Below are 11,545 nucleotides of genomic sequence, written 5' to 3'. Positions count from 1 at the left end.
CACCACCAGCGGCTCGCCGGGGCGCGCCCCGGCGCTCGCGGCGCGCGCGTCCCGGGCGATGCCCCGGCGGCGGTGCTGGTCGCCGGGTCGGCAGGAGAGCGAGGCGACCCACAGGCCCGCATCGCGCGCCGCCGTGCCCAGCTCCGCGAGGAGCGCGGAACGGCCCGTGCCCCGGCGGCCGTGGATGACCACGGTCGCGGAACGCCCCGCCGCCACCCCCTGGACGGCCTCCCGCGCCAGGGACAGCTCGGCGGCCCGCTCCAGGAGATCGCCTCTCCTGGGTGTGGGCCCGGCGGGCGGTGCCGGTGAACGCGGAGTCATGGGGCCTCACCTGAGGCGCGACAGGAGGCGAGCGGCGGGGCCCCGGGTTCGAGCCGCTCCGCCAGTTCGGCCCGACCGGGCACTCCGAGCTTGCGGTAGACGTTCGTCAGGTGGAACTCCACGGTGCGCAGGGACAGATACAACTCGGCCGCGATATCGCGGTTGGAGGCCCCGGCCGCCGCCAGCACCGCCACCGGGTGCTCGGCGGAGCTGAGGGCACCACCGGAGCGCTGGTCGGCGGCGGGTGCCCGGCCGCCCGCCATGCCCAGGGTGGCCCTGGCCCGGTGCCCCAGCAGCACGAAGCCGTGCTGGGAGGCCAGGGTGCGCGCGGAGTGCAGCCGGGCCCGGGCGGACTTCTTGTCGCCGAGCTTCAGCAGGGCCTGGCCCAGCCGGAGTTCCGCGACGGTGTGATGGATACGGTCGGGACAGCCCGCGAGCGCGCGGACCGCCTCGGTCAGCAGCTCCACCCGGTCCTGCCCCAGGGCGGCCGTGCCCCGGGCCAGCAGGCTCAGCCCCCGGGCGCGTTCGGTCGGCCAGCGCGCCGCCATCCGGGCGCCCAGTTCCGCGTGTTCGACGGCGGCGGAGGTACGGCCCAGCTGGGTCAGTACCTCCGTACTCGTCAGCCACCACGTGTTGAAGACCGGGTTCTCCACGCCGGCGGCCGCCAGGCTCGCGCCGCAGTGCTCCAGCCGCTCCAGCGCCTGCTCCGGGCGGCCACGGGCACGCAGCAGCAGCGCCTCGGCCAGCAGCCGGTGGTGGTGTTCCCAGACCGCGGAGTCCATCCGCTGCCCGTCCAGTTCGCGCAGGGCGCTCTCCGCCGCGTCGGGCTCTCCCTGACTGAGCAGGGTCAGCGCGAGAGTGATCAGGGGCAGCTGGGTCTGGGTGGGCCAGCCGTGGCTCCGGGCGGTCCGGACCGCGGCCCGCGCCTGCGCCGCCGACTCGGTGAGCTCACCGGTCTGGAGCAGCACCCACGCCCGGGCCGAACGGGCATGGCACTCGGCCCACACCTCCTCCCGGCGGCCGCTGTCGGCGACAGCCCGGCCGAGGTGGTCCAGCGCGGTCTCCGTCTGGTCGGCGAGGCCCAGCACCTGCGCCGCCGCGACCGTCGCCCACGAGCCGCCCGGCCGCTCCGCCTGGAGCGCCCGGTGGGCGTCGGCGGTGGCCTCCCTGGGGGAGCACCCGGCGAGCGCGGTACGGATGGCGCGGGTGGCCAGCAGCAGCGGGCCCGAGGAGACCATGGCCGCCGACGGCACCCGCCCGGGGTAGTGCTCCGGGTGTCCCGCCCGTACCGGTTCGGTCGTCGCCGGGAAACCGCCGCGCGCCGGTACGGACGAGGGCGGCGCGCCCGGGTCGGGGTGGCCCGTCGGCGTCGGCGCGGCCGGACCGGTGACGCCGCGCAGCTGGCGCAGGACCTCACCGAGCGCCGCCGGGGTGTCGGGCTCCTCATGGGTCATCAGCGCGGTGAGCCGCAGCGGCAGCATCCAGCGGGTGGTGGCCCGGGGGTCGGCGGTGCGCAGCAGCGCCCACTCCAGATGGCCGCGCGCGGTCACCGGGTCGATGTCGAGCAGGGCCGTCGCCAGGTCGACGCTGGTGTCGAGGTCGTCGGGGTCGATGCGGTTGAGCCGGGAGAGATAGCGCACGGCGGCGGCCGGATGGTGATGGCGGGAGGCGGCCGCCGCCTCCTTCAGCAGCGAGACCATCCAGGGGCGGTCCACACAGGAGTGGGCGAGCAGCAGGTCGGCGACCTCCTCGGCGGGCCGGGCCGCGTCGTTGAGCACCTCCGCCGCCTGGGCATAGGTCCGCTGCCGTTCGGCTCCCGACAGGTCGGAGAGCAGATCGTCCACCGGGTGCGGAACGCCCATCGGCGGCATCGGGTCCGGCAGCACCCCGACCGCCCGCGCGGTGCGCAGCGCCTTGGTGACCTGACGGGTGGGGAGCCGGGCGAGCGCGCCCACGATGTCGGCGTCGGTGCTGCGCAGCACCGACGCGGCGCGGGCGACGCGCAGGAGGTAGGGCTCGTGCGCCACCAGGTCGTCCAGATCGGCGCCGCGCGCCGGGTCCGTGTCGACGGCCAGCAGTTCGGCGGCGTCGGTGACGGTGCAGTAGTCGCGGGCCACGATCTCGTGGAAGGTGGCGTCCGCGGCGCCCAGGGCGCTGTGGGACGAGGTCATCAGGACGGTCAGCGGGCGCCCTGCCGTGCGGCGCATGAGGTGGTCGATCCAGCGCAGGGTGCCGTCGTCGCACCAGTGGGCGTCGACGATGGTCAGCACCAGGGGAGCGTCGGCCAACAGCGCGGCGGCGCGCGCCCCCGCGACGCGCGGTACGCCACTGCGATGAGCGTACGGATCCCGCCACCGGGCCCCGGCCGCGGCGTCCCCCGCCTCCCCCGGGTGGCCGGGGACACCGAGGAGCGCGCCCAGCACACCGTGCTCGCGCCGGACGTCCTCACGCCGGCAGCGCGCCGAGCGCACGGCGACACGCTCTCCGTACGGGGCGGTGACACGACGCGTCAGCCGGTCCATCGGCAGCCGGGCAGTGGCGCCGAGGACGACCAGGCACCGGGAGGGCGCGGGCGGTACGGACTGCCGGGGCACCGACTCCCGGGCCCGGGGAGAGCCCCGGAGGGGGTCGGTATCAGGGAAGCCGGATAAGTCCGGGAAGCCTGGTAAGCGGTGCCCTGACAGCGTTGTCGGGATGAGATCGCTCTGCATGCTCGTTGGGTTCATAACTCTTTACAGTACGGCGGATCTGTGAACTCACTGTGAAGCGAATGGGTCAGGTGGTGAGAGGTGCTGGGGAACTTGGGTGGCGCCGTAGTCGGTGGAAGCGCCATCAAGAAAGCCATTCCCCGCAACCGGGACCATTGATGCGGGAGTTGGGTCGATTCACCCGGGGATTGGCGACGTTTCGGCCGGACGCTTGGGGACTTTAAGCCTGACAGCGGGGATGACACACCCGACGCGCCGGGCGACCGTACCCTGTGGGGAGAAATCCTGAATGTTCGTCAGCCAAAGCCGATCCCCGGCTGAGGAGGCCCGTGCACTCGCCAACGGCGCCCGTGTCGCTCCACGACCGGACCGGTGAACTCGCCGCCGTCACCGCGGCGGCCGATCGGGCGCTGGTAGGTGCCCGCAGACGCGTGACGATCACCGGCGCGCCGGGCGTGGGACGTTCCGCTTTCCTTGACGCGGCGGCCACCGTGGTCCGCGGGGCGGGCTTCACCGTCCTGCGCGGCGACGGCAGCAGACTGGAGCGCTCACTGCCCCACGCGGTGGCCCAGCAACTCCTCTGCCACGCCGCCGGAACCGGCCACGACGACCTCACGGCCCCCGGCTCGCCCCCGGACCCGGAACTGACCGGCGAACCGCCCCGCGCCGCCCTCAGCCGCGCGCTGGCCCGGTCGGGCCCCACCGTGGCCCGGGGCCCCGTCGCCGTCCTCCTCGACGACGCCCAATGGGCCGACGAAGCCTCCCTCGGCTGGCTCTCCGCCCTCCTCCGCGCCCCCGGGACCGCGCCGCTGCTGCTGCTCAGCGCCGTCCGCGACGGCGACCCCGCCGCCGAGGCCCCCGCCGTCCAGGACCTCGTCGACGGCGCCGACGACATCGTGGCCCTGCGCCCCCTGACCGCCGACGGCGTACGCGCGATGCTCCGGGAGCGCGCCGTCGCCCTCCCCGCCGAACAGGCGCGGGCCTGGGTCCGGGCCACCGGAGGCAACCCGGCACTGGTCGCCTCGCTCCTCGACCGCCTCGGAGCCACCGCGAGACCCACCCCGGCCCGGCTGCTGGACGCCGCCCGCTCCCTCCCCGCGCCCTGGAACCTGCGCGGCCGGGTCGCCGCCACCCTCAGCAGCCACCCCGAGCCGGTACGGCGCTTCGCGTACTGCGCCGCCCTCCTCGGCGGCGCCGCCGAGGACCGTCTGATCGCCCGCCTCGCCGGACTCGACCAAGGTGACCGGGCCACCGCCGCATGGGCGCTGAGACGGCTCGGCTGGGCCCCCGACCGCTGCGAACCACCCCTCCTGTGGGACTGCGTACGCGAGATCGCGGAGGACAGCCACGGCCCCGAGAGCTGGGGCGACCTCCACCGGCGCGCGGCCGTCCTGCTGCACGCCTCCGGCAGCCCCCTGGAACGGGTCGCGACCCATCTGATGGAAGTCGGTCCCGGCGGTCACGCCCCCACCGCCGACGTGCTCCGGGAGGCCGCCGACGACGCCCGCCGCCGCGGCGAACGCCATCTCGCCATCCGCTATCTGCGCCGGGCCCTGCGCGAGTTCCCGCCCTCCAGCCCCGAGCGCGGCCGCTTCCTGGCCGCCCTGGCCGAGGCGGAACAGGACATCGACCCCTCCGCGCTGCTCCGCCACGTCCAGCAGGCCATCGCGCTGCTGCCCACCGCCAAGGAACGCGCCGCCGTCGTCGCGGCGGTACCGCTGACGCTCTCCCTGGCCGCCTCACCCGTCGCACACGACCTGATCGCCGCCGCCCGCGCCACCCTCGCCCCGGCCGAGGACCCGGCCGCCGCCGAACTCGGCGCCCGGCTGGAGGCCCGCGCCCGGCTGGCCGGACTCGGCCGGACGGACGCCCCGCTCGACGCCGTCGCCCGGCTGCGCGAACTCGGCCCCGAACCCGATCTGTGCACCACCGCCCGGCGCGAGCGGGCCGCCGTCCTCGCCTTCGCGGGCACCGTCGGCGGACGACTGCCCTCCGCCGAAGTCGGCTCCCTCGCCCGCCTGATGCTCGACCGCGAACCCGCCGCGGCACCCTCCGGCTACGCCGCGACCGCGCTGATGATCGCCTCCGGCACCGCCGCCGAAGCCCATGAGCCGGTACGGAACTGGCTGGACACCGCCGTCGAGGCCGCGGGCCGCCGGGGCGACGGACGCCAGCGGATCCGGATGCTGTGCGGCCGCGCACTCGCCGCCCAGCAGGAAGGCCGCCTCGCGGACGCCTGGACGGACGCGCGGGACGCCTGCGAGGAGACCGAAGGCGACCTGGGCGACAGCGACTGGCTCTCCGCCCTCGGACTGCTCTCCGTCGCCGTCGAACTGCGGGACCCCTGGCTCACCGGCCACGCCCGCGCGGTATGCGCCGGACAGCGCGGCGCGGGAGCACCCGTACTCCAAGTCGGCCTGCTGGCCCTGCGCACCGCCACCACCGGAATGTCCCAACTGCCCTCACTCGCCAAGGAACTCGTCGAGGCGGTACGCAGGGCAGGCGCCGCGGGCTGGCACAACCCGGCCCTCTTCCCGCTGGCGTACTGGTCCACCCCCGCCCTGCTACGGCTCGGCGACACCGAGACCGCTCTGGAACTCATCGCCCACGAATGCGACCGGGCCCGCTCCTGGGGCTCCCCCGCCACCCTCGGCCGCACCCTGCGAGTCTGGGGCACCCTCGTCCCCGGCCGCTACGCGCTCTCCCTCCTGGCGGAATCGGTGGCCGTCCTCCGGGAGAGCCCCAACACACTCGAACGCGCACGGGCGCTGATGGCGTACGCGATGAGACTGCGCGGCGCCGGACGCTCCGGCGCCGCGGAACTCCTCGCCGAGGCCGACCGCATCGCCGACACGATGGGCGAATCCCTGCTGCGGTACTGGGCCGAACCCGGACGCGGTGAATCCGGCCGGGTGGGCCTGCTCGGCACCGAACGGCTCAGCGTCACCGAACGCCGCGTCGCGGGCCTGGTCGCCCTCGGCCGCACCAACCAGGACGTCGCCGAGGAACTGGACGTGACACGACGAGCCGTGGAGAAGTGCCTGACCCGCCTCTACCGCAGACTCGGGGTCACCAGCCGCGCGGAACTCATCCCCGTGGTCCGCCGCATCGCGGGGGCCAACGCCTTCCGCTGGGGCGTCCCAGAAGGCAGTGCTTGATTTTTTTAACGGCTGCTCGCCTCCGGGGCGCTTTAGTCGAGATTCTCGCGTCCGACGTGCTCGATCGCTCGTTCCTCACGATCTCCGCGCGACGGCCACGAGAACTCGACGCGCCCCTTTGGCTCGCAACCGACCTCGGGTAGAGCGAGTCCTTACACGGAGCTACTCACCGGCAGAGCCCCATGAGCGAACCCGGTGGCCAAGCTCCCACGGGAAATCCGGGGGCGGGCGCCCTTCGCGTGTCGACAACGGGTCACGGTCCCACCGACCGCAACCATCGCAGCCGGGGGTCGGGGGGCACGTTCGGGGGGTGCAGGGTCGCCCCCGCAGGGAGTGGCGGGAGGACCCGGCCTCACGGGACAGGAGGGTCTCGTCCGCCGCTCCCGAGGAGGTGAGCCCGGAGGCCACCGAACCCGGCAGACAAAAGACAGCGGCAGCGACGGAACCACCCCCGACCGGTCAGGGTCGCACGGACCGTCACCACCGCAGCCGGGGGTCGGGGGGCACGTTCGGGGGGTGCAGGGTCGCCCCCGCAGGGAGTGGCGGGGCAACCCGGTCTCACCGAACAGGGAGGTCTCGTCCGCCGCTCCCGAGGAGGTGAGCCCGGAGGCCACCGAACCCCGCAGACGAAGGACAGCGGCAGCGACAGCACGGCACCCGCCCCCCGGGCCACCCGCCGGGTCCGCACCCACCCCTGGCCGCGCCGTGACGACTACGCCCCTGACCGCACGGACCGCCCCCGAAGCAGCAGGAACCGCGCCGGGACGAGAGGCGGGACCGCCTCCTGGTGCGCGGCCCTCCGGGGCGCCCGCGTTGGTACCGCTTTGTACGGTTCCCCCACCCGGGCGAACCGGCGACGGCGATCAGGTGATTTTGGACCGCGCATGACCGGAGAGGGACCACCGGGTGGTCGTGAGGGGAGTAGCCTCCCGGCATCACCGCGGTGACCCCCGGCGCTCGCCGCCGCTGTCGGCCGTCTGTCGCCGTTCCGCACCGCCCGCTGCGGTGGGCCTCCTTCGGTGAGCGCTTCGGTAGCCGATCGGTGCACCAACCAGCTATCTGATGCGGAGCGTTCCGTTCTTCTCTGTGGGTCATCGGGGGCCTACCGTGGGTATCCAACCCGTTTTGTCGGCTTTGGGTGCCCGGATGGTGGACGCGCCCCGGCGGGGAACCGTAGTCCTGCCGTAGCACCTCCGCCTCTCCGAACCGCACCGGCACGACCACAGTGTTAAAAGGGCCCCCGTGAGATCTCATTGACCCCCCGGGTCGCGCCTGATTACGCTCCCGACGCCCGGCGATAAACGCAACGGGGAGGGTTCGGCGTAGATGACCTTTACCAAAGGCAACGCAAGTCAAAATGCTCCATACGCGGCCGGATGGAAGTCCGCCCCCGCGGTGGGCGCTCACCGATCCGGGTCACCCCGGTTCACGTCCGACTTAACGCCCATTCAGCGGACCTCGGGAATTCCGATCGGGGATTCATACCCGGGGGATTCACCGCTGCGGGACGTGGAAATTCGCAGTGACGAACATGGCGACATGGTGCTGTCGTCGTTTGAGACCTCCGGAATCGGCCTGGCGATCCTCGATCCCACTTTGCGGGTGCGAGCCGTCAATGGCGCGTTCCGGGCGCAGTGCGGGCGGCGCCGTGACGACATATGCGAACGGAGTTTCGCCGAGTTCTTGCACCCGAGCGTGCGTCAGCATCTGATGCGGCAGTTCGGCAGGATGGTGCAGGGGCATCGGGCGCGGCTCGTCGGGCAGTCCATCGCGATGTGGTTCGACGACGCCACGGTGCCGGGGAAGCTCAGCGCCTTCCCCGTCGACGGCGACGGCGGCCGGACCAAGATGATCATGGTCCAGTTCACTCCGGAGAAGTCCGACGACCAGCAGGCGCTGATCGGCTCGCAGCGGAAACTGACGGCGCTCACCGCGAAGGTGCTGGAGGGTGTGGCGGCCGGAGACCCCACGGTCCGGCTGGCGGCCAAGCTCTTTCTGAGCCGGCAGGGCATCGAGTACCACGTCAGCATCCTGCTGCGCCAGTTCAAGGTGCCCAATCGCACGGCGCTTGCGGCCAAGGCGTACTCGATGGGTATGTTCAGTATCGGATGCTGGCCTCCCCAGGTCCTGCCGGACTACATCCGCCCTGACCGAGGCGGATCCGACCGCTCGCGCGGTGTCGTCCGGGCGGACGCCCATACGGACCGCAGACGCTGAGCCATGCCGGTCAGCGTGTGCCGGACGCCTGGGCCGGTGATCCCGGGGAGGTCGCAGGGAACGCGGAGTACGCAGGATACGCAGGGCACGCAGAAGGCACTGCCGATACGACAGGGGGCCCGCACGGTGAAATTCCTGGTGGTCGAGGACAACGCGCGGGTCTCCGCCGCACTGCGCGCCGCGCTGAACGACCAGGGGTTGGAGGCGGTCTGCGCCGACACCGGCAAGGCGGCGATCGAGCTGCTCGACACCAACCCTGACGCGGTCCTCCTCGACGTCGATCTGCCCGACTGCGACGGATTCACCCTGTGCAGCGCGATGCGGGCGAGCAGTTCGGTACCGATCCTGGTGACGACGGCCCGTTCGGACCACGCCTCACGGGTGCGCGGTCTCGATCTCGGCGCCGACGACTACCTGGTCAAGCCCTACAACCTGGCGGAGCTGCTGGCCCGGGTCAGAGCGGTGATGAGACGCCGGCGGCCGACGGCGGGCGGCGCCGCCGCGGACGCGGCCCCGGGGGATCTCATCCTGGCGGGTCCGGTGCGGATCGATCTGTGGGAGCGGGTCGTGATGATCAACGGCTTCCCCGTGGACCTCTCCGACGAGGAGTTCAGCATCCTGGCCGCGCTCGCCCGGCGGCCGGGGGAGACCCTGGACTTCGAGCAGCTCGCCGAGGAGATCCTGCGGACCAAGCGGATGACGCTCCAGGAGTCGATCCACCGCTACATCGCCTCGCTGCGCCAGCGGCTGGGCGATCCGCACCAGCTCGAAGCGGTCGAGGGGAGCGGATACCGGCTCACCCTCGCGGGGACGGCCTGAGGTCCCCGTCATCGACGGTCCGAGACCGTATCGTCCACGGCTCCCGATCCACACCACGGAGCCCGAAGGGGTCCCACCCGGGTGGGGCCGGTGTCCTGACACCGGTCCCACCCTCCGTACGCCGGTGGGTCAGTCCACCCAGCCGTGCTCGGTGGCGAACTCCAGCAGTGCCGCCCGCAGTTCCCGCACCTGTCGCGCGGTGAGCTCGGGACCCTTCTCCAGCAGCAGCTCGGTCGAGAGCCGGGTGAACTCGGGCGCGGAGAAGACCGCGCAGGTCCCGTCCACCGTGCTCTCGCTCCGCTCGGCCGCCGGCGGGGCTTCCTCCACCGCCGCCTCGGTCTCCTCGGCGGGGGACCGCCGTACCGTGGGGACCGGGGCCTTCGCGATCACCTGGACGTCATAGGCCTTCAATCCACGCCCTCCATCGAGGATGCCGAACTCCACCCGGGTCCCACAGGCGACCGTCCGCCCCGGCTCGGAGATCTCGTTCGCATGGACGAAGACGTCGTCGCCTCCGTCGTCGGGCGCGATGAACCCGTACCCCTTCGCGTCATCAAAACGAACCACAATTCCCTGTGCCAATTTCAGCCTCCGCAACCGGCCCACAGTCCCGCCAACATTCGCGCATATGTGTCAACAGCGCCTGACGAGCCTATCCACCCCGCACGTCGCAGGACAACTGGGGGAACCCCTGGGCATCGGCGCGGGGGCGGCCTCGCGGTAAACACCTCACGGATAGGTGAATTCGCGGAGGTGGGGTGTGACCGGGCGGGTCGGGGGCGCCCCGGGTGTGTCATGTGCGCGCCGATACGGAAACGCGCCCCCGAGCGGTACCGCGCGCCCTGGTACGGGTCCGCACGCCTCCAGATGGTGCGCTCCCGGGGCGGCGGGCCGGGAGCGGGCCGGGGGAGGGCCGGGGGAGGGTGCGGTGGGGCGGTGCGGTGGGGAGGGCCGGGTCAGGGGGCCGTGTCACCGGGACCCGGGTCCGGGGGCGCGCCCCGGACCCGGGATCGGCTCAGCGGCCCTGGAGGGCCTTGACGTTGTTGCCGAAGGTCCAGCCGCGTGAACCATCCCAGTTGAGCGACCAGGTCATCAGCCCCTTGAGCGCCCCGCTGTAGCCGTTCCACGCCTGTGCCACCAGGCTCGGCGCCATATGGCCGCCGCCCGCGCCGGGCTGGGCGGGCAGGCCCGGGGCCTGCTTGTCGTAGGGCACCCGGATCGTGGTGCCCTGGATGACCAGTCCCCGGTTGAGGCAGTCGGTCTGGGCCCGGAACCCGGCGACGGTGCCCGCCGCGTAGGAGTCGCCGGAGCATCCGTACATGCTGCCGTTGTAGTACTGCATGTTCAGCCACCACAGGCGGCCGTTGTCCGCGTACTTCTTGATGATGGGCAGGTACGAGCCCCAGATCGAGCCGTAGACCACGCTGCCCCCGGTGACGTACGCGGTCTCCGGGGCCATGGTCAGACCGAAGTTCGGGGGCATCTGGGCGAGGACCCCGTCGATGATGCGGATCAGGTTGGACTGGGAGGCCGAGAGCTGGTTGATGTTGCCGCTGCCGACCAGACCGGTCTCGATGTCGATGTCGATGCCGTCGAAGTTGTAGCGCTTGAGGATCGGCACGATGGTGGCGACGAACCGGTCCGCGACCGTACTGGAGCTGAGGTCGATCCCGGCCGCCGCGCCGCCGATGGACATGAGGATGGTCTGGCCCGCGGCCTTGGCCTGGCACATCTCGGCGGGGGTGGCGACCTTGACGGTACGGTCCATCCCGTCCTCCCACAGGACCGTCCCGTCGGAGCGGATCACGGGGAAGGCGGCGTTGAGGACGTTGTAGCCCGCGGCGCGGATACGGGGGTCGGTGATGGGGATCCAGCCCAGCGGGGGATGCACCCCGTTCGCGGCGCCGTCCCAGTTCTCCCAGTAGCCCTGGAGGACCTTGCCGGCGGGTTTGGACTGGACGGGACAGGTCTCCGCGCGGGGGCCGGTGGCGGCGGCGGGGACGGTGGCGGCGGTGCCGGGCGCGGTGCGCGGCCCGGGTGCGGTGGGGTGTCCGGCGGCGGTGGCCACGGGGATCTGCGCGGCGAACGCCAGCGCCAGACCTGCTCCCAGCATCCGTAAGGACCGACCGATCATGCTGTGCTCCCTTCGTGCCCATGGGGGTGGTGGGGGTCACCTGGTCACGCTCTGAGTGCGGGCCAAACCGTAGATAGGTCCAGACCTTTCGTCAATAGGTCTGGACCAAGTTGGGGTACGGGGGAGAACAACGCGCCCTGGTGCTGCCCGGAACCGGGCTGGGGGCCGGGCTGGGAGCCGGGCCCGGA

At 72.8% G+C, this 11,545-nt stretch carries 7 protein-coding genes; 3 read left to right on the top strand and 4 right to left on the bottom strand.

Features of this window, described 5'->3' with window-relative positions; all coding sequences use genetic code 11:
- Together ACFVIM_RS14100 and ACFVIM_RS14095 are read right to left on the bottom strand one after the other, a co-directional pair.
- On the bottom strand, nt 1–321 hold a 321-nt coding region (locus ACFVIM_RS14100), incomplete at its 3' end, for an ATP-binding protein (protein ID WP_384300970.1).
- Complete coding sequence (locus ACFVIM_RS14095) at nt 318–2,915, bottom strand: LuxR C-terminal-related transcriptional regulator (RefSeq protein ID WP_384300969.1); 2,598 nt, start codon at nt 2,913–2,915, stop codon at nt 318–320. The genes ACFVIM_RS14100 and ACFVIM_RS14095, both read right to left, overlap by 4 nt.
- 443 nt (nt 2,916–3,358) lie before the next feature.
- Between ACFVIM_RS14095 and ACFVIM_RS14090 the strand changes: the two genes are divergently transcribed.
- The 3 genes from ACFVIM_RS14090 to ACFVIM_RS14080 all read left to right on the top strand — a co-directional run bounded on the left by ACFVIM_RS14090 (nt 3,359) and on the right by ACFVIM_RS14080 (nt 9,223).
- Nucleotides 3,359–6,187 (top strand): ATP-binding protein, encoded by a 2,829-nt coding sequence (locus ACFVIM_RS14090; protein WP_384300968.1) that lies wholly within the window; start codon nt 3,359–3,361, stop codon nt 6,185–6,187.
- Between the two features lie 1,509 nt (nt 6,188–7,696).
- Nucleotides 7,697–8,404: a PAS domain-containing protein gene (locus ACFVIM_RS14085; protein ID WP_384300967.1), complete on the top strand. Its 708-nt coding sequence runs from the start codon at nt 7,697–7,699 to the stop codon at nt 8,402–8,404.
- 126 nt (nt 8,405–8,530) lie between these two features.
- Nucleotides 8,531–9,223 (top strand): response regulator transcription factor, encoded by a 693-nt coding sequence (locus tag ACFVIM_RS14080; RefSeq protein WP_384300966.1) that lies wholly within the window; start codon nt 8,531–8,533, stop codon nt 9,221–9,223.
- Nucleotides 9,224–9,352: 129 nt separating this feature from the next.
- Here the strand turns inward: ACFVIM_RS14080 and ACFVIM_RS14075 are convergent, their stop codons facing one another.
- Together ACFVIM_RS14075 and ACFVIM_RS14070 are read right to left on the bottom strand one after the other, a co-directional pair.
- On the bottom strand, nt 9,353–9,805 hold the full coding sequence (locus ACFVIM_RS14075) for a cold-shock protein (RefSeq protein ID WP_384300965.1): 453 nt from the start codon (nt 9,803–9,805) through the stop codon (nt 9,353–9,355).
- Nucleotides 9,806–10,238: 433 nt separating this feature from the next.
- The gene (locus tag ACFVIM_RS14070; RefSeq protein ID WP_384300964.1) at nt 10,239–11,357 is read right to left on the bottom strand and encodes a chitinase; all 1,119 of its coding nucleotides are present in this window, start codon (nt 11,355–11,357) and stop codon (nt 10,239–10,241) included.
- Nucleotides 11,358–11,545: the final 188 nt, after the last annotated feature.

Origin of the sequence: Streptomyces sp. NPDC057638, assembly GCF_042800315.1 — a bacterium.
Taxonomy (GTDB): domain Bacteria; phylum Actinomycetota; class Actinomycetes; order Streptomycetales; family Streptomycetaceae; genus Streptomyces.
The sequence above is the reverse complement of the archived record's forward strand: the minus strand, read 5'-3'. Positions and strand labels throughout refer to the sequence as shown.

Excerpts from the sequence above, each read along its gene's own strand:
- ACFVIM_RS14070 (WP_384300964.1), bottom strand. The coding sequence starts at position 11,357 with ATGATCGGTCGGTCCTTACGGATGCTGGGAGCAGGTCTGGCGCTGGCG.